This window comes from Vibrio sp. 1069 (assembly GCF_033340555.1).
Map to the genome: position 1 here is coordinate 198,890 of NZ_JAWOWP010000004.1, position 17,299 is coordinate 216,188.

Genomic DNA, 17,299 nt, shown 5'->3' on the forward strand with positions numbered 1-17,299 from the left:
GGTGCCGGTCATTTGGCTAACCAGAGGTTAACTCGATGGATTACACTATGTTCCGTAGTTACTTTCACCGGGGCATATGGCAGCGACTATTTTGAAGTCAATAAAATTCGTATGCGTAAAGCCTGTTGGCGTTACTTAGAATCACAATTGTAGTAATCAAAGGAGCGGTAGAATAAGCCGCCCTTTTTGTTTTCAATGGTTAAAATAATAAATTTTGTGGTTACGCTGCCAATGAAAAGAGAGTATTGCCAATACCTTCTCTACCGCGTAGTTTGATGTTTTGTTATGCTATGGCCAGTTTTAAATCTTCGGGATAACAGAATGAAAATAGCAGTTGCAGGTACTGGCTACGTAGGCTTATCTAACGCCATGCTGTTGGCACAACATCATCAAGTGGTTGCGGTTGATATTATTCAAGACAAAATCGATTTGCTGAATAAAAAGCAGTCACCGATTGTTGATGCAGAAATTGAACACTTTCTGGCAAATAAAGCGTTGAACTTTAAGGCCACACTGGATAAAGAAGAGGCGTATCAAGGTGCTGATTTTGTCATCATTGCGACCCCGACGGATTATGATCCAATCACCAATTACTTTAACACTTCTTCCGTGGAAGCGGTGGTCAAAGATGTGATGGCGATAAACCCAGAGGCGGTGATGGTGATTAAGTCGACCGTACCTGTGGGTTATACCGAGCGGGTTAAACAAGAGTTAGGTTGTACCAATATATTGTTTTCACCAGAATTCTTGCGTGAAGGCAAAGCGCTTTACGATAACCTGCATCCATCACGCATTATCGTCGGTGAGCGTAGCGAGCGTGCGGAAACTTTTGCTGCCTTACTGGTGGAAGGTGCAGAGAAGCAAGACATTCAGGTGCTGTTTACCGATTCGACGGAAGCCGAAGCGGTTAAGTTGTTCTCTAACACCTATCTGGCGATGCGCGTAGCATACTTTAATGAACTGGACTCGTACGCCGAAGCACACGGTCTGGATGCTCGCCAGATCATTGAAGGTGTGGGCCTGGATCCGCGTATCGGCAATCACTACAACAACCCTTCATTTGGTTATGGTGGTTACTGTCTGCCGAAGGATACCAAACAGTTGCTGGCTAACTATCAGGATGTGCCGAACAACATCATTGGTGCAATTGTAGAAGCCAACCGTACGCGGAAAGATTTTGTCGCTGAGTCTATCATGAAGCGTAACCCGAAAGTGGTCGGCATTTACCGTTTGATCATGAAGGCTGGCTCCGATAACTTCCGCGCTTCGTCCATCCAGGGCATCATGAAACGTATCAAGGCCAAAGGGATTGAAGTGGTGGTATATGAGCCAGTATTGAAAGAGGAAGAGTTTTACAACTCTCGCGTGATTAGTGATTTAACCGAGTTCAAGCGGGCTGCGGATGTGATTGTGTCCAACCGTATGGTGGATGAGTTGGCAGATGTGGCAGACAAAGTTTATACCCGAGATCTGTTTGGCAGCGATTAAACCTGAGGTTTCTCTCTTTAATGTTTTTGAGGCTCCTATTAAGGAGCCTCTTTGTAGTTGGTGATGATAATAATTAACAATGCTTATGTCCTGCCGCGGGTAATGGGATCCGTTTCCTGCTTGCGCCCAACTACTGCTATGAAAACCTGTACCAAAAGCAGTCGAGTGCCGAACTGGCTAAAAAGCCGACCATGAAAGTATCTGAATCAGCATAAATCCATTTGGCTGGTTCTGCAGGGAGGCTTTGGCTTCCCTTTTTTGCATTACTCTGGCTGTATTCTGAAGTCGCTCGGAAGGCGTCAGGGACAGGTTGGCTGGCCGAGTGCGCGGTGAGCAGGTGTCAGAAACTCGCAAGGACTCGTCGGTGAATGAAGAAAAACAAAAAGGGATGCCTAAGCATCCCTTTGTTATTTCTGCTTATTAAAAGCGAAATTAAGCTTTAGCTGCTGCCGCTGCTTTAGCGATGGCTGCAAAGCTCTTCGCATCCAGAGAAGCACCGCCAACTAGAGCGCCGTCGATGTCTGGCTGTGAGAAGTAAGCTTCTGCGTTTTCTGGCTTAACAGAACCGCCGTATTGGATGATTACTTGTGCTGCAACTGCTTCGTCTTTAGCTGCGATTAGTGCGCGGATAGAAGCGTGGATGCGTTGTGCGTCTCCAGCTGTTGCTGCTTTACCAGTACCTATAGCCCAGATTGGTTCGTAAGCGATGATTGCGCCGTTTAGAGCTTCAACACCGTAAGTGTCGATAACTGCGTTGATTTGACGTGCACATACAGCTTCAGTTTCGCCAGCTTCGTTTTGAGCTTCAGATTCACCGATACAGAAAACAGGAGTTAGACCGTTTTCTTTTAGGAAGTTGAATTTCTTAGCGATGAACTCGTCAGATTCGTTGTGGTATTCACGACGCTCTGAGTGACCGATGATTATGTGAGAAGCACCGAAGTCTTTCAGCATTTCTGGAGACATGTCGCCAGTGAAAGCACCGCTGTTATTTAGGTCAGTGTTTTGAGCACCTAGGATGATCTTGTTACCGCCTTCAACAATTAGACGCTCAGCCAGATCTAGGTAAAGTGCAGGTGGAGCTACTGCTACGTCAACACCTTCAACGCCTTCAAGCTCAGCGTTAAGACCAGTTAGCAGCTCAGTTACCATTGCTTTGCTGCCGTTTAGTTTCCAGTTACCCATCACTACAGGACGACGCATAGGAATATCTCCCTTATTTTTAATGTAAATAGTCTATTAATGTAAAAAATCTACGTAGGAATATAACAGAATAATAGGAACAGATCATGATTGGTATCATGTCTTATGTGGCTTTCTTTCTCCTTCTGGAGTCGAAGTTGTTCTATTATTTTTATCAAAAGCAATCGATTGGTGATCGTGTAGACAGAATGATAGTTCATTCCTCGGAAATTACTGGCTAGATTGGTATTACTACGCACTGAATTTATTATGTTGTAGAAAGGAATCAAAATGCCAAACTTAGTTTTAGAGTATTCGAACTCAGTGGAAGAACGAGTCAATGTACAAGGTTTGCTGGAAGACTTACATAAAGCTGCGTTAGATAGTGGCCTTTTTGAACTCGCGTCTGTGAAATCTAGAACGCGCCGGTGCCACAATTGGTTAATAGGGGAGGAGGGAGATAGCCTCGACTTTATCCATATCAACTTTGATTTGTTATCTGGCCGCTCCCAAGAACAAAAGCGAGAACTGTCACGAGCCTTGATGGCGACACTTCAAGAGCAAGCCAGTCACGTACACAGTTTAACGGTCAATATCCGAGACATGGATATAGATAGCTTCCAAAAGGTAGTGAACTAGGTTGCGCTGAATTGCCCGAGAATAGCGAGGGGTTATTGTTACGAATTCTCAGCCTCGCTCTTAGTTATAAGGGCGTTGTGGGCATCTAAGCTTTCGGTGTCCTTTCCAAACTATATCGACTCGGCTAATCTATAACCTTTCTACTTTGGGGTAAAATTTGATGTCGACTAAAGAGTTACTGTTTTCTTTTCAAGGACGTATAGACCGTAAAACCTACTGGATTTGGAACGTCATTTACTATGTGTCCATTCTAGGCTTTGGTGCCGGTATCAGCCAACTGCTTCCTACTCTCTCCTATGTGCTTCTTCCTATTTTCTTGGTGGTTCTGTTGATCCCTGATTTGGCGATCACCACCAAGCGTTGGCACGACCGCAACAAATCGATCTGTTGGCTAGCACTGAATATTCCGTTGATTATCGGACGAATTGCCACGCCAATGACCAGCCCTGCCGCGCAAGAGCCGTCGACCCCACAGGTGTTCGTTGCTTCCATTTCTCTGATTTGTGGTTTATGGATTCTAATTGAATGTGGTTTCTTAAAGGGAACATCAGGACCAAACCAATATGGCCCTGAGCCGGAATAAGTATAGCTCTATGTTTTGGAATAAGACTCTAGGGTTCTAGAGTCTATTCCTGCCTTTTAGTAAAAATCATCCCTATCTTTAAACGCATTTAAGCTAACCACATCCGCTTTTTGTGTCGGTGTCGCTTCCCCTTCTAGCGCTGCTTTGAACTTTACGACCTGTTTTTGCAACTCGTTCATCAATACCACATTGGTGTGATGAGGGTTTTTACACGTGCTGATGACTCTATCAATGTGGCTTTGTTGAGCCCACAATCTTTCTTTCATATCTTCTGATGCGCTTTCGATCATCTCTTTCGCCATCTCATGACGAAATTGCTCAAAAGCTTCTGGGTCTCGCTCTGCCATTTGAACCATTTCATCGAATGGAGGAAGCGTTTGGGATGGGATATGACGTAGAGTAGACATCGATGCTCTCCAAATCCTTATGGAAATTGCCTTTAGTTACTAAAAGCCTATACCACTAGAAAGAGGAGAGAGGATGAATTCTTCAGCCGTCTCACTTATAAGAGAAGCTTTCAAGCTTGAGATTGAATAAGTGCGGCATGTCGATGCTTGGTTGTGGTGGTTACTGCAGTTGTTGGATGCGGTAAACGCAGCGTCTTTGGCCACTAATGATGTGTTCGGTACGCTCTACTTTGGTGTCACGTCCAAGTAAAGACTGAAAGACACTTAATTCTGATTGGCACAAGCTTGGGCAGCGAGTTGCGGCTTTACAAATCGGACAGTGATTTTCGATAAAGATGAATCCGTTCTCATCTTTCTCGAGCTCTGCCATATAGCCTTCTTGCTCTCTTAATGTGACGAGTGTTTCTAGTTTGCTTTGCAGAGAGTCGCATTGCTCAAGATGCTGACGATAACTTTGTAACGTGAGTTTTTCCCTTTCTGATGTGACTTTTTCCAGTCCATCTTTGCCAAAGATATGTTCGACAGCTTCTATAAACTGAATAGTCAACTCACCGTGACGGTCAGCAAATTGCTCATGACCTTTTTGAGTGAGAGACCAATGACGAGCAGGGCGACCGACTTTTACTTTTACGTCATGGATAGAAAGAATGCCATCATCTTCTAAACTTTGCAGGTGCTGACGAGCCCCCATGGTTGTCATCCCTAGCTCAGAAGAGAGTTGTTTTGCAGTGACGGAGCCATCACGCTTAACGATTTGCAATATCCTATCTACGGTCTTCATATACCCACCATTTATACGTCAGTACATATTATGCGCGATAGGGTTAGTAAAGAAAAGTGTTGACTTAATTTGAGTGTGGATTTGTAGGCGCTATGTTCATATGAGTCAATATATGTCGTCATTCTGAACAGCGAGGAACGAGGTGATTCAGAATCTACTGTCCGGCTGTGCGGAAAGAAAGGCTCAAGCTCAGACTGAGCGAGAGCCTCGAGAAATGCTTAAAGAATAATATCGCGTACTTCTGGATCTTTACGATCTAGGTAGTGAGTCGACTTAATGCGACGAATAGTACGGCATCGACCGCGCACGAGCAGCGTTTCTGTGGTCGCCATATTGCCTTGACGAGAGATACCTTCCAGCAAGTCACCTTTAGTGATGCCTGTAGCTGAAAATACCACATTGTCGCTACGAGCCATGTCTTCCATTTTGAGGACAACATTCGCTTTTACGCCCATTTCATCGCAGCGTTTTAGTTCATCTGCGCCGTAAATGCGGTTTTCTTCAGTATCGCCTTTTACTTCGTGACGAGGAAGCAGACGACCGTGCATGTCACCGTCTAGCGCTCGAATTACCGCTGCTGATACAACCCCTTCTGGCGCGCCGCCAATACAGTACATCATGTCCACTTCACTGTCTGGCATACAAGTCAGAATAGAGGCAGCCACGTCACCATCAGGCACCGCAAAGACACGCACGCCCATTGCTTGCATTTCTGCAATAACGTTATCGTGGCGAGGTTTCGCAAGGGTAATAACGACTAGGGTATCAAGTGGCTTGTTCAGGGCCTTTGCTACGTTCTCTAGGTTTTCTTTTAACGGCTTTTCTAAGTCAATTACGCCTTTTGCACCAGGGCCAACAACCAGTTTTTCCATGTACATATCTGGCGCTTTAAGAAAGCTGCCTTTCTCACCTGCGGCAAGTACGGCTAGTGCGTTCGATTGTCCCATTGCCGTCATACGCGTCCCTTCAATTGGGTCGACTGCAATATCTACTTCATCACCACCAATACCAACTTGCTCACCAATGTACAGCATTGGCGCATCATCTATTTCACCTTCACCAATGACAATTTCACCACTGATATCTGTTTTGTTCAGTAGCGTGCGCATAACTTCAACAGCTGCGCCATCGGCTGCGTTTTTATCGCCACGGCCAAGCCATTTGTAACCAGCCAGGGCTGCACCGTCAGTCACACGGGAAAATGCCATTGCTAAATCGCGTTTCATGATGTCTCCAAGTAAGCAAGAGGGAAGAAGAATTTGCGCGGCGATTCTATCACAAGGTCGAGTAAACGTTTGCCTTTTTGCGAGGCTTTTACTTTATCTAACTTGAATTTGATCAATACTTAGAGCGATTTTCAGCGTAGTGGGACGCAAAATCCTTGCTCAAAAATGCTTCGGCGACAAGAAAAGTCAGCGTTTAGTGAGATTGCGCTGATTTTTTGACCGAATGATGCAAAATATCGAATATAGTGAGTGTTTCTCATCGCGACGCTGAGTAGAATGAACCTTATATAGGTTAGGTGTGCATCAATCTCGCACATCGTCCCAACGGAATAACATAGGTAGGCCAAGATGTCTTTTGAAGTACTAGAACAACTAGAATCTAAAATTCAAACTGCAGTTGACACAATCACTCTTCTTCAGATGGAAGTCGAAGAGCTGAAAGAAGATAAAGCTAAACTTGCGGAAGAAGCGAACGAGCTTCGCTCTCAACGTGAAGAGCTAGAGCAAAAAGCACAACAAGCACAGCAAGAGCACGCACAATGGCAAGAGCGCATTCGTGCACTGCTTGGCAAAATGGATGAAGTGGAATAATTCGGCTTCTTCATTCCAAATTAAAAACACCCGCGCTAAGCGGGTGTTTGTGTTTTGGGGGAGTAGGAAATCTTTGGACAAGCTCTATGCCTGATAGCCAAGAGAAGGCCCTATAACTTAGACGTCTAAGACTCGCTATGCTTCCTCATCCAACTCTAAATCAATATTCAATGGTTCTGGCGACAGGATAATTCCGGTGCTATCGGCATAAATATAATCTTCAGGTAAGAAGCTGACGCCGCCAAAGTTGACTGGTACATCCAATTCACCAATACCCTGGCTGGTCGCTCCTACAGGAATAGAAGCGAGGGCTTGAATGCCTAAATTCATATCTTCAAGTTCATTGACTTCACGAACACAACCGTAAACGACAATGCCTTCCCACTCGTTTTCTTCCGCAATGGTCGCGATTTCTGCATCGATAAGGGCTTTACGTAGGGAACCGCCACCGTCAATTAACAAAACGCGACCAAGTCCATCTTGCTCTAATGTCTCGCGGATCAATGAATTATCTTCAAAACACTTGATGGTGGTGATTTGCCCGGCAAATGAAGCGCGGCCGCCAAAGTTACTGAACATTGGTTCAACCACATCTACCTGATCGAGGTAGATATCACAGAGTGCTGAGGTATTGTATTCCATAGCGTACCTTTCTAAACAGAAATTGGTTGTCTTTGAGTATATCTAGGCATTAAGTCAATGCAATGACAATCCTTTTTTAACTTACTAGAGTTTGAGCTACCACAATTGTTGCAAACAAAACGTTGGTGACTAGAGAACATTTCACGATGACTGGCATCATTGGTGCTATCTGTGCGGGCTTTTGTGTATGCCAAACTGCTTTACCATGATCGGCCACGAAATAAATACTAAGTAAAAATGGCAAGCTAATCCAAACGGGTTTGTCTTGAATTAACAAGTAAGCTGCAAAGGCAAGTATAGCTCCGCCAAGTAAAATAAAGTGGTACTGTTTGGCTTTACGTTGACCTAAGCGTACCGCCACCGTGCGTTTACCACACTCTCGGTCGTTCTCTATATCACGCATATTGTTGATATTGAGTACTGCAACGGCGATTAAACCGCAGCCTAAAGCAGGTAAGAATAGCGTGGTGTCTACGTGACCAGTATGCAAGAAGTAGGTACCGGATACGCCGAGTAGACCAAAAAACAAGAACACTGATATATCGCCAAGCCCCACGTAACCGTATGGTTTGCTACCCATGGTATAAGCAATGGCTGCGAGAATGGCCAAAATTCCCAGCCCGATAAAAGTGACAATGCTTTCCAATGAACTTAGTGAATAGAAAACTAACACCAAGCCTGAGATAGCGGTCAGAACGATGTTAAAGATAATTGCTTGTTTCATTTGTTTCGCACTTACCGCGCCAGACTGCATCGCTCGTAATGGGCCGAGGCGTTTGTCGTTATCTGTACCTTGAACGGTATCGCCATAGTCGTTTGCCAGGTTGGACAGAATTTGCAGCAATGTCGCGGTTACGAAAGCCATGATGGCAATCGTCAGTGAGAAATGACCCGCCGAGTACGCGAGCACGCTACCTGTTAAGATAGAGACCAATGCCAGAGGTAATGTTTTTGGACGAGCGGCTTCAAGCCAGATCTGTAGAGATTGTTTCATGGAGATTTCGTGCTAGTAACCAATGTGCCCAGTATAGACATAAATTTTTATGTACACTATTAACTTAAATCAAATAGGAGACGATTAAGTAAACTAATATGAGTATTAAAAGCAATACAGCGAGGTTCCTATAGCCTTAAGTATTCATTACTTATGAGTGATTCTATAACTTTATTTCTTTTCATGTTTTTTGAAATTGATATAGCTTTAAGTTTTTCATTGCTGCTTTCAGATAAGTTTATACAATATTGCTTTTTAGATTGAACTTTATCTCTAAACTTCTTTTGATCCCATGCCTTTTTTATCCTCTTAATAGTGATTTCTCTTTTGTTCTCTTCAATTGCATCAAAAAAAGCGATAATGAAATCTTTCAGGTCTTGCGTTGAGCTTTTATTATTCCAAATGTATTTAATAACCAAAGGCTCATGTTTAAGTATGTAGCTCCATGCCCACTTTATTTTTTCTTCATCATCTTTCAACCATGAAATGATCTCAGTTTTATCAAGTGATAAATACCACTTTCTTACAATCCCCCTCTCTAGTTCAATATGGCTATGCTTGCTTCTATTTACCTTTCTTATATATGATACTACCCAGTCTACTCTTTCTTTAAAACTGCTTCCATTTGGATTTAATGATAGTTTTCCGGATAGTTTCTTTTGAATGTAAAACCATGAAAAATTACAAAATCTTTCATTTTTTCGTATTTCATTTTTTATGTATAAAATTGAATTGTATTTTTCTTCTATTTTCCCGACAATCCTTTTGCAATCTTCAAATGAGTATGATTTAAGAGTAGTATTTATTATGTTTTCATTTTCTTTAATACTTAATGATTCGTCCCATACTACTCTAATACCATGTGTTGATAGCTGATTAGTATAGAACTTTCCCATGTTTTCATCTTTAATCATTACATCGTAATCTTCCATAATTAAACCCTCTTAAATAGTAATTTTTATCAGCCAGTATCTTACATTTACTACAATGTAGTTTCAATCTGCTCAACCTTTATCTTTCAAACTACAATGTAGTTTTTTCAGTGATGTAAGTTAAAAGTTGATTGTCACTAATCATTCATGGTTGTAGCTAACTTCAGAGTCGCTCTTTCGCATGTGTTGTACAGGGGGCTTAGAATTAACGCTTACTAGATATGTTGGTATGGTTAATATACATACATAAATACATAAATACATACATAATTAAATATATAGTTAACCATACATACTCACTTAACTAAGTACTTATATCCTATACACTCTACCTCAGTAGAATTGGTATGCTCTCCTTAAATACCATGTATTAAATAACACAGTAATTCATATCTTTGGATGAATACCAAAGAGAATGAATGATGACTTATACTTACAAAGGTTTAGAGGTTCTTTATCCGGTCGATCAACTCAATAAACACTATCTAGATCGTATTATATTAACCATGTCTAAAGTATTAAAAGACTATAAGAGAGTTCATGCGTTAAGACTGGATCTGAGACTTCCTGTTTCTGACAGTGAAAAAGACATACTTTTCAGAGATGAGATTTTGAACAATACATTTAATCAAAAAAATATCATTAAACGATTCTTTGAATCCTTGAAGGCAAAAATAAAAGCGCAAGAAAAAAGAATGAAAGCGAGTGGTAAAAGGGTATATCCATGTCACCTACGGTATGTTTGGTGTAGGGAAAGGAATAAATCTACAAATGACCACTATCACCTTGTCCTGTTTTTTAATAAAGATAGATATTGGAGTAGCGGTTATAGAGATAATGAAGAAAGTTTAGCAAGACTCATTATGGATGCATGGAATAGCGCACTAGGAGAGTGTGTTGATAATGCAGATAGGTTGGTTCAACTTGTTTATAAAGGTACGCATTATTTAGAACAAAATAAATACGACTTCGAGAACAAATACCAGGCCCTCTTTACAAGACTCAGTTACTTTGCCAAAAATAGAACGAAGCATTATGGTGAAGGAAAACGTTGCTTTGGAACTAGTCAGGGATGATAGCTAATATTAATCTGCTCATCTGTTTAGTATTTCGAAACGTGATTGCTCTATAGATTGATTATAAGTGTAGAGATAACTGGAGAAGCATATGGTCTCTTAGGTTCAACTTGCCATTCGGGGTATGCTAAATAAGCACGCAGCATTCGGTGGTACGGTCATGCACTGTTGGTAGATTGGCCTCGATAACATCAGTAGTGTTAATGGTATCCGTTCTCAGGCCCCTACGTCTGTGTCAGTGTAAATGCCGTCTCACGTACTTAGTTATTCATGTATTATTTCTGAGTACGCTTCGTTGTGCTCTATAATGACATTGGGAGTCTGACAAAAAAATAGGAAGCTAGGCCTCCTATTTTTTCGATCTGCTGAAGATTACTATTTGGTTAGAGTTACACATGCCTTCCATGGAAAGTTAGCAGGTGCAGGCTTTACTGTATTAACCGTAACGCAGTCTTCGAATGACTGACCTTCAAAGTCTACATCCGTTAGACGATACCAAATACTAACGCCAGTATCAGTGTATTCAATTGATGCGATTTCACCGTGCTGGAATTCACCAATAACTTCGAACGTCATAGGACGACCTTGGTAGTCGATAGCCCATGCACCAGCTGGACGTAGTCCTCCGATTTCATCAGAGCCGATATTAACACCGCCAGTGTAAGCAAACACAGGCAAGTCTTTGTTAGGTAGCACGCCGTCACCATCAACATCGATAAAGTAATCTACGTGTGGAATATCAAAGTCTAGACCGTTGTCTGCGTAGTACTTCTGAGTGTTCTCGTAAGCTGCTGTTTTGTACAGTGCTAGGCTGTACTTGGTCAGAGCTTGTTTCATTTCTTCAAACTGAACGGAGTTAGGCTCTAACAATACCTGACCAATTTTCTCGATTTGTTGCTCTAACGTGAGTCCGTTTTCGGTTGCCATAGTTAAAGTACTTGCAGAGATCACGAGTAGCACAGTGCTGGTATCGCCAGCGTTAGAAAGGTTGACGTTATAGAAGTTAATGCCATCTGCCCATTGCTCAGGATCATAACTGTAAAGGCTTAGCAGCTCAGCGGTCGCCTCATGCACCGCCTCCTCAAAGGTCTGTCCGGCTTGTACCTTTGCCATGATACTTGCTTTCATGGCCGCTGTAGCAACATTGAAGTTCACTTGTGTCGTTGCGTTCATATCGACAAAAGCGCTCATGCGCATCTGCTCATCACTTTTTCCTGTCAGCTCATTAAAGTAATTCCCCTGTGCAACGAGCTCGACATAAGGCGTATTGAATCGCTCATTCATGTTGTAATTACCTTCATAGTCCTCTATTTGAGTGGTGTAAGAGATGTCGGTCTTTTCTAAGTCTTGGTTAAGTTCATATGTGGTGACGACTGAACCAGGCTGTAGAGGACCTTTCTGTACTGCACCACCAAATTGATATGATTGCCCTGAGTCGTTATTGTCACGCCCGCCAGAAGAGCCGCCACATCCGATTAAGGCTAAAGGAACCGTAAAGAGAGCGATGGTAAGCAGGGGTTTAGATAGGTTCATTCTATTTCTCCATAATAAGTTTTAGACGGTACTATTTTGTTTAATTCAAGATGAGAGTCAGCGATATCAAACAGCTCTTTAACTTCAGACGAGAGCAGAGTCGCATCTGTTTGAAGCTCAAAGCGAAAGCTCGACATGGTGGCCTCCTGGATGTTGCTAAGAAGTAAGGTGTTCAACTTGGTATGCGTGTGTGTACGCCAAACGAGATAAGGGCAGCCGTGATGGAGTACGAGACTTATTGGTTGAACGTTAGTTAGGTGTAGAGTGCCGTCTCCTTTGTTTATCTTTAATGAGATAAGACGTTGTTGAAGTGTCGCTAGACATACAATCTGAAAAATTTGGATATCGACTTGAGCGTGTTTACTCAATGGGGTTGGGGCTGTGATAGGAACTTTGGATGACCAATGATTTTGAATGTTATTGATGTCTTCAGGAGTTATGTTCGAAAGGAGGTCATCTAAGAGTGGAGCAAGGCTGCTAGGCAGATGATGCTTGGTTGACTCGATGAGCCAATAGATCAATACCGCTTCGTGAGCCGTCGTGCTCATCTTCAGAGTTTCGGTTTTTTGGTAACCAAAGGGTTTGTCTCTATCATCCACCATTACATTGGGAAACATGGCACAGATAGCGGACAGATTACGTTGGATAGTACGCAAGGAGCGCTCTAAACCAAGCGGGGAAAGTTGAGCTTGAATTTGCCTGGCGGTGACTTTCTTATTGTAAGGAATAAGGTTGTAAATCGCCAAGATAAGCTCAAGGTGATACTGAGTTTGGTTAGGTGGCGTCATGGTCAGTTCAACAAGGTTCGTTTTGTTGGGTATGACAATATCAAAAAGGCGCGACAAAGCTTGTCGTATCAATGCCTTAAGCAAAAATGATACGACGAAATTTGTCACACCTACGTCATGAAGTGTCGTGATTAAGGGGGCAGAGGCTTACTTTCCAACGATGGATAAATCGATTTCGTCAAAATCCATGCTTGAAAGATGCCGAGCGAACGTTTTCATCCATACCTGAAGAAGGTCGATTACTTCTGGATGTTCAAGGTTTACCGCCCCTGTATCGGGCTGATAACACCATCCCTTGGCAAGATGAAAGTACAGTTCAGGCTGAACGTTGAGCGCGCTCTCAAATGGGTAAGAAAAGCTGATAAAGAAGACAATCTGCCAGGGCTCTGAATTTGCAGTGCGTTGGAACTGCACTTCAACAGGGTGAATGCCTCGGCCATGGCGGTAGTAGCTTAATTGGCGGCAAGTCAAGAGCAACTGTTTGGCATTGTCAGGTAAAGAGTACCCCTTCAATAGCTTCTCCAACTGCTGACGCAATTGTGGCGCTAAAGAAACACCACCATAAATAGTGTTGATCATATCCACCCCTTTTCTGCAAACGAGACACTACTTTCTCCCACAACGATATGGTCAAGCACCCTTACATCCACTAACGCTAAAGCGTCGATAAGCTTGCGTGTGATACGCCTATCCGCTTGAGATGGGGAAGGGTCACCAGAAGGGTGGTTATGCGCCAGAATGACTGCCGCTGCATTCACTTCCAAGACGCTTTTGACGACCTCGCGCGGATAAACGCTGGCGGAGTCAATGGTGCCTTTAAAGAGTGATTTAAACTCGATGACACGGTGCTGGTTATCAAGTAGTAGCAGAGCGAAAACCTCGTGCTCCGCGCTGGCTAGTTTGAATCTAACATACTCTTTGGTTGCTTCAGGGTTACAAAGGGCATTACCTCGAACGTAGCGGTTAGCTAGGATTTCAGCAGCATGCTCTAGGATTTCATTTTCTTGGTGTTTCTTTTGTTTATGGTAGTGAAGGTTATCGGTCGGCATAGGTCCTCCAAGAGTGAAACGATAGGAACTTCACTAAGAGGACATATATCTGAAAATAATTGATTCCAAGGGAAGTTGGAAAGAATTCTAAATGTTTAACAACTAAGTAAGTTTTCAGAGAACATTTAATTTTGAGCTTAGACTATTTAGTTCTGGCTATGTTGAAATTGCTGTTACCTACTTTGACTTAGGAGACTGTTCAATAATGGAGAGATAAAAGTTGTGAAGTGAACGATAGAATTAAGTTCACCTAATAAGAGTACGGATGTTGGAAATTTATAAATATATATCATTTGATGCATACGGTGCTCTTGTTAGATAACGAGACGTTGCAAAGTTTGTTTTTCCATAAAAAGGGTTGCCGACGGCAACCCTTTTTCTACTTATTAATAATGGAGTTTTTATGTCTTTGTATCAAACGCTTGGTAGGGCTATTACTGGAACAGCGAGTGTTGCAGGTGTGATCGCTTCTGCGCCAGTATTTGGTCCGAAAGGAACTATTACATCTAGTGGTGTTGTTGTGTCTGTTTTGGTTGGAACATCAGCAGCATTGCTTGACCAAACAGTGCAATCCACATCTTTGCAAGACCTTACTGTCAAACCTAACGAGCATTGTGACGAACTATAAGCTACAAAATCTTAGGTAGATAAAGAAAGCCATTACACAGTGTCATCCCTATTAAAAGTGGCGTGACGGTAATGGCTTAAATGAACTTACATTAACCAAATGAAAGTTTCCAAGTGTGCACATTTACACAATGTAATTCACTAGGCTAATTGAATCTTACTATTTATAGGATAAATCGGCTTAGATCTTCATCTTCAATCGTATCGCCTAGGCGCGCTTTCACGTAAGCGGAATCAATAACGAATTTAGCGCCAGATTGCTCCGCTGCGTCGTAAGAGATTTCATCCATCAAGCGTTCCATTACGGTGTGTAAGCGACGAGCACCGATGTTTTCTGTGCTTTCGTTGACCGTCCATGCCGCTTCCGCGATTTGCGTGATGCCGTCTTCTGTGAACTCGATGTCCACATCTTCCGTTTTCATCAACGCAACGTACTGCTCTGTTAGAGAGGCTTTCGGCTCTGTTAGAATACGTTTGAAGTCGTTGCTGCTTAGTGCTTCTAGCTCAACACGAATTGGTAGACGACCTTGCAACTCTGGGATCAAGTCAGACGGTTTTGCCACTTGGAATGCACCAGATGCAACGAACAGAATGTGGTCTGTTTTTACCATGCCGTGCTTGGTTGATACTGTGCTGCCTTCAATTAATGGAAGTAGGTCGCGCTGAACACCTTCGCGTGAAACGTCTGGGCCTGAGCTCTCACCGCGTTTACAGATCTTGTCGATCTCATCGATAAATACGATGCCGTTGTTTTCAACGTTGAAAATCGCTGCTTCTTTTAGCTCTTCTTGGTTTACCAGTTTCGCCGCTTCTTCTTCCGCTAACGCTTTCATTGCGTCTTTGATTTTCAGCTTACGTTTTTTCTTTGTGTCGCCAGCGAGGTTTTGGAACATGCCTTGCAGCTGGTTAGTCATCTCTTCCATACCAGGAGGCGCCATGATCTCTACGCCCATTTGTGGTGCGGCTACGTCGAGTTCAATTTCTTTATCGTCTAGTTGGCCCTCACGCAGTTTCTTACGGAAGATCTGGCGAGTGTTAGAAGACTCTTCCGTTTGCTCTGCTTGACCCCAGCTATCACGTGCCGGTGGCAGTAGCGCATCAAGAATACGTTCTTCCGCTTGCTCTTCTGCGCGGAACTTCACTTTTTCCATCGCTTGTTGATGCGTCATTTTTACCGCGACATCTGTTAGATCACGGATGATGGTTTCAACTTCTTTACCAACGTAACCCACTTCGGTGAATTTTGTCGCTTCAACTTTGATGAAAGGGGCATTTGCCAGTTTTGCGAGGCGTCGTGCGATTTCGGTCTTACCAACACCAGTAGGACCAATCATCAAGATGTTTTTGGGCGTCACTTCGGCACGCAAGTTTTCTTCAAGCTGCATGCGGCGCCAGCGGTTACGAAGTGCAATCGCAACCGAACGCTTGGCTTTTTCTTGACCGATAATGTGGCGGTTCAATTCATGAACGATTTCGCGAGGCGTCATTTCAGACATATTCTTTCCTTACTTCGTTACGATTACGCGGTTGGTTTTTCAGGCTCTACTGTTGAGTCTAGCTCTTCTACCGTGTGGTGATGGTTAGTGAAGACACAAATATCACCCGCGATATTGAGAGCTTTTTCCGCGATCTCACGAGCATCTAGATCTGTGTTTTCTAGTAGGGCGGTTGCTGCTGCTTGTGCGTAAGCACCACCAGAGCCAATCGCAATCAGGTCGTGTTCTGGCTGTACGACATCACCATTACCGGTAATGATTAACGATGCGGTTTCGTCGGCAACGGCAAGTAAGGCTTCGAGCTTGCGCAGAGCACGATCGCTACGCCAGTCTTTGGCTAGCTCAACTGCTGCTTTGGTTAGGTGACCTTGGTGCATTTGCAGTTTGCTTTCGAAGCGCTCAAAAAGGGTGAAGGCATCCGCAGTACCGCCGGCAAAGCCCGCTAGTACTTGGTTGTTGTATAGGCGGCGAACTTTGCGCGCATTACCTTTCATTACGGTATTGCCTAGAGATACTTGGCCATCACCCGCGATGACGACTTTATTATTTCGACGTACAGATACAATGGTAGTCACAGTCGACCTCTTGATTATTTCTCTTTGGATTTAATTCAGTATATGGGGGAGGAGAAATGGGGATTCAAGGGGGCAAAAAGAAAGGCCCTAGGATCTTAGCTCCTAGGGCCTGAGTTTAAAGATTTTCTTTCCAAATCGCGCACGGCTCGATTTTCGCGCGTTGCAGTTTATGACGGTCACGTTCTGCATCACGTTTGAACTTATACGGACCTAGTACCACGCGATACCATGAACTGCCTTCTTTCTTACGAATCTTGCTCGACATCCCTTGGAATGCGATTGCAAGCTTGCGCTCTTCTGCTTGTGCCTGGGTTTTGTACGCGCCACACTGCATGATGTAAGGAATTTTAGAAACTTCAATTTCTTTGGCCACAACTTCAACTTCACGTTTCGGTAGTGACTCAACATATTCCCATTTTTCTTCTGGTGGTGGCGGCAAATCTTTTTTCGGTTTTGGTTTACTTACAGTGGTTGTTGGCTGTTTCACTACAGGCTGTTTAGGTTCTGGATCGCTACTCAAAAGGTAAAGACCATAGCCAAAACTACCCACTAGCAAGATAGCGAGCAGACCACTACGCCAAGGCTTTTTTCTTATCGGCGGCTGTTTTTTTGTCGACTTTTTTGGGGCGCCTCGCCCCCGTCTTACATAATCTCTATTTGCCACGGTTATTTCTGGTCATCAAGGATTCT

20 protein-coding genes are annotated in these 17,299 nt (G+C 43.4%); 6 read left to right on the plus strand and 14 right to left on the minus strand.

Annotated features, from left to right (window positions below):
• The first annotated feature begins 321 nt into the window (after window positions 1-321).
• The gene (locus R7040_RS08865; protein ID WP_262647140.1) at window positions 322-1,488 is read left to right on the plus strand and encodes a nucleotide sugar dehydrogenase; all 1,167 of its coding nucleotides are present in this window, start codon (window positions 322-324) and stop codon (window positions 1,486-1,488) included.
• A gap of 432 nt (window positions 1,489-1,920) precedes the next feature.
• Here R7040_RS08865 and tpiA read toward each other — a convergent pair whose 3' ends face one another.
• Entirely contained in the window at window positions 1,921-2,691 is a 771-nt protein-coding gene (gene tpiA / locus R7040_RS08870) for a triose-phosphate isomerase (protein ID WP_262647141.1), read from the minus strand.
• Window positions 2,692-2,961: 270 nt separating this feature from the next.
• On the opposite strand from tpiA, the gene R7040_RS08875 reads away from it, so the two are divergent.
• Both R7040_RS08875 and R7040_RS08880 read left to right on the plus strand, forming a co-directional pair.
• On the plus strand, window positions 2,962-3,309 hold the full coding sequence (locus R7040_RS08875) for a 5-carboxymethyl-2-hydroxymuconate Delta-isomerase (protein ID WP_262647142.1): 348 nt from the start codon (window positions 2,962-2,964) through the stop codon (window positions 3,307-3,309).
• 160 nt (window positions 3,310-3,469) lie between these two features.
• Window positions 3,470-3,892, plus strand: a complete 423-nt coding sequence (locus tag R7040_RS08880; RefSeq protein WP_262647143.1) for a DUF805 domain-containing protein — start codon at window positions 3,470-3,472, stop codon at window positions 3,890-3,892.
• Window positions 3,893-3,948: 56 nt separating this feature from the next.
• Here the strand turns inward: R7040_RS08880 and R7040_RS08885 are convergent, their stop codons facing one another.
• The 3 genes from R7040_RS08885 to glpX form a co-directional block, all read right to left on the minus strand.
• Window positions 3,949-4,299: a DUF3135 domain-containing protein gene (locus tag R7040_RS08885; protein WP_005379531.1), complete on the minus strand. Its 351-nt coding sequence runs from the start codon at window positions 4,297-4,299 to the stop codon at window positions 3,949-3,951.
• Window positions 4,300-4,459: 160 nt separating this feature from the next.
• Window positions 4,460-5,080: a helix-turn-helix transcriptional regulator gene (locus R7040_RS08890; RefSeq protein WP_262647144.1), complete on the minus strand. Its 621-nt coding sequence runs from the start codon at window positions 5,078-5,080 to the stop codon at window positions 4,460-4,462.
• A 218-nt stretch (window positions 5,081-5,298) separates the two neighbouring features.
• Window positions 5,299-6,306: a class II fructose-bisphosphatase gene (gene glpX, locus R7040_RS08895; protein WP_318095607.1), complete on the minus strand. Its 1,008-nt coding sequence runs from the start codon at window positions 6,304-6,306 to the stop codon at window positions 5,299-5,301.
• A gap of 348 nt (window positions 6,307-6,654) precedes the next feature.
• Here glpX and zapB point away from each other — a divergent pair, with 348 nt between their 5' ends.
• Window positions 6,655-6,897 (plus strand): cell division protein ZapB, encoded by a 243-nt coding sequence (gene zapB / locus R7040_RS08900; RefSeq protein ID WP_005379536.1) that lies wholly within the window; start codon window positions 6,655-6,657, stop codon window positions 6,895-6,897.
• Between the two features lie 135 nt (window positions 6,898-7,032).
• On the opposite strand, the gene rraA is transcribed toward zapB, so the two are convergent.
• From rraA to R7040_RS08915, 3 genes are all read right to left on the minus strand, one after another.
• Window positions 7,033-7,539, minus strand: coding sequence for a ribonuclease E activity regulator RraA (rraA, locus tag R7040_RS08905; RefSeq protein ID WP_213972383.1), 507 nt, complete (start codon window positions 7,537-7,539; stop codon window positions 7,033-7,035).
• A 76-nt stretch (window positions 7,540-7,615) separates the two neighbouring features.
• Window positions 7,616-8,533, minus strand: coding sequence for a 1,4-dihydroxy-2-naphthoate polyprenyltransferase (locus R7040_RS08910; RefSeq protein ID WP_262647146.1), 918 nt, complete (start codon window positions 8,531-8,533; stop codon window positions 7,616-7,618).
• Window positions 8,534-8,661: 128 nt separating this feature from the next.
• Complete coding sequence (locus tag R7040_RS08915) at window positions 8,662-9,465, minus strand: hypothetical protein (RefSeq protein WP_258646860.1); 804 nt, start codon at window positions 9,463-9,465, stop codon at window positions 8,662-8,664.
• A gap of 419 nt (window positions 9,466-9,884) precedes the next feature.
• Here R7040_RS08915 and R7040_RS08920 point away from each other — a divergent pair, with 419 nt between their 5' ends.
• The gene (locus tag R7040_RS08920; RefSeq protein ID WP_198039096.1) at window positions 9,885-10,541 is read left to right on the plus strand and encodes an inovirus Gp2 family protein; all 657 of its coding nucleotides are present in this window, start codon (window positions 9,885-9,887) and stop codon (window positions 10,539-10,541) included.
• A 375-nt stretch (window positions 10,542-10,916) separates the two neighbouring features.
• Here the strand turns inward: R7040_RS08920 and R7040_RS08925 are convergent, their stop codons facing one another.
• The 4 genes from R7040_RS08925 to radC form a co-directional block, all read right to left on the minus strand.
• Window positions 10,917-12,074 carry a hypothetical protein gene (locus tag R7040_RS08925; protein WP_046874061.1) on the minus strand — a complete coding sequence of 386 codons (1,158 nt, stop codon included), beginning with the start codon at window positions 12,072-12,074 and terminating at the stop codon, window positions 10,917-10,919.
• Window positions 12,071-12,895: a helix-turn-helix transcriptional regulator gene (locus R7040_RS08930; protein ID WP_318096856.1), complete on the minus strand. Its 825-nt coding sequence runs from the start codon at window positions 12,893-12,895 to the stop codon at window positions 12,071-12,073. Before R7040_RS08930 ends, R7040_RS08925 begins: the two co-directional genes overlap by 4 nt.
• Window positions 12,896-13,009: 114 nt before the next feature.
• A complete protein-coding gene (locus tag R7040_RS08935) occupies window positions 13,010-13,441 on the minus strand; it encodes a DUF2787 family protein (protein WP_017633432.1) in 432 nt (143 codons plus the stop codon).
• Window positions 13,438-13,911 (minus strand): RadC family protein, encoded by a 474-nt coding sequence (radC, locus tag R7040_RS08940; RefSeq protein ID WP_064353570.1) that lies wholly within the window; start codon window positions 13,909-13,911, stop codon window positions 13,438-13,440. Before radC ends, R7040_RS08935 begins: the two co-directional genes overlap by 4 nt.
• Window positions 13,912-14,314: 403 nt before the next feature.
• Between radC and R7040_RS08945 the strand changes: the two genes are divergently transcribed.
• Window positions 14,315-14,539, plus strand: a complete 225-nt coding sequence (locus tag R7040_RS08945; protein WP_064353571.1) for a hypothetical protein — start codon at window positions 14,315-14,317, stop codon at window positions 14,537-14,539.
• 163 nt (window positions 14,540-14,702) lie between these two features.
• Here R7040_RS08945 and hslU read toward each other — a convergent pair whose 3' ends face one another.
• The 3 genes from hslU to ftsN form a co-directional block, all read right to left on the minus strand.
• On the minus strand, window positions 14,703-16,034 hold the full coding sequence (gene hslU / locus R7040_RS08950) for an HslU--HslV peptidase ATPase subunit (protein ID WP_017633435.1): 1,332 nt from the start codon (window positions 16,032-16,034) through the stop codon (window positions 14,703-14,705).
• Between the two features lie 23 nt (window positions 16,035-16,057).
• The gene (hslV, locus tag R7040_RS08955; protein ID WP_005383176.1) at window positions 16,058-16,609 is read right to left on the minus strand and encodes an ATP-dependent protease subunit HslV; all 552 of its coding nucleotides are present in this window, start codon (window positions 16,607-16,609) and stop codon (window positions 16,058-16,060) included.
• A 115-nt stretch (window positions 16,610-16,724) separates the two neighbouring features.
• The gene (gene ftsN, locus R7040_RS08960; RefSeq protein ID WP_025998522.1) at window positions 16,725-17,273 is read right to left on the minus strand and encodes a cell division protein FtsN; all 549 of its coding nucleotides are present in this window, start codon (window positions 17,271-17,273) and stop codon (window positions 16,725-16,727) included.
• Window positions 17,274-17,299: the final 26 nt, after the last annotated feature.

Bases quoted from the DNA above. Each gene is read 5' to 3' on its own strand.
- R7040_RS08890 (WP_262647144.1), bottom strand. From the start codon at position 5,080: ATGAAGACCGTAGATAGGATATTGCAAATCGTTAAGCGTGATGGCTCC.
- zapB (WP_005379536.1), top strand. From the start codon at position 6,655: ATGTCTTTTGAAGTACTAGAACAACTAGAATCTAAAATTCAAACTGCA.
- R7040_RS08920 (WP_198039096.1), top strand. From the start codon at position 9,885: ATGATGACTTATACTTACAAAGGTTTAGAGGTTCTTTATCCGGTCGAT.
- R7040_RS08880 (WP_262647143.1), top strand. From the start codon at position 3,470: ATGTCGACTAAAGAGTTACTGTTTTCTTTTCAAGGACGTATAGACCGT.
- R7040_RS08915 (WP_258646860.1), bottom strand. From the start codon at position 9,465: ATGGAAGATTACGATGTAATGATTAAAGATGAAAACATGGGAAAGTTC.
- R7040_RS08885 (WP_005379531.1), bottom strand. From the start codon at position 4,299: ATGTCTACTCTACGTCATATCCCATCCCAAACGCTTCCTCCATTCGAT.
- R7040_RS08925 (WP_046874061.1), bottom strand. From the start codon at position 12,074: ATGAACCTATCTAAACCCCTGCTTACCATCGCTCTCTTTACGGTTCCT.
- R7040_RS08945 (WP_064353571.1), top strand. From the start codon at position 14,315: ATGTCTTTGTATCAAACGCTTGGTAGGGCTATTACTGGAACAGCGAGT.
- R7040_RS08910 (WP_262647146.1), bottom strand. From the start codon at position 8,533: ATGAAACAATCTCTACAGATCTGGCTTGAAGCCGCTCGTCCAAAAACA.
- R7040_RS08875 (WP_262647142.1), top strand. From the start codon at position 2,962: ATGCCAAACTTAGTTTTAGAGTATTCGAACTCAGTGGAAGAACGAGTC.
- hslU (WP_017633435.1), bottom strand. From the start codon at position 16,034: ATGTCTGAAATGACGCCTCGCGAAATCGTTCATGAATTGAACCGCCAC.
- R7040_RS08865 (WP_262647140.1), top strand. From the start codon at position 322: ATGAAAATAGCAGTTGCAGGTACTGGCTACGTAGGCTTATCTAACGCC.
- tpiA (WP_262647141.1), bottom strand. From the start codon at position 2,691: ATGCGTCGTCCTGTAGTGATGGGTAACTGGAAACTAAACGGCAGCAAA.
- glpX (WP_318095607.1), bottom strand. From the start codon at position 6,306: ATGAAACGCGATTTAGCAATGGCATTTTCCCGTGTGACTGACGGTGCA.
- radC (WP_064353570.1), bottom strand. From the start codon at position 13,911: ATGCCGACCGATAACCTTCACTACCATAAACAAAAGAAACACCAAGAA.
- R7040_RS08935 (WP_017633432.1), bottom strand. From the start codon at position 13,441: ATGATCAACACTATTTATGGTGGTGTTTCTTTAGCGCCACAATTGCGT.
- rraA (WP_213972383.1), bottom strand. From the start codon at position 7,539: ATGGAATACAATACCTCAGCACTCTGTGATATCTACCTCGATCAGGTA.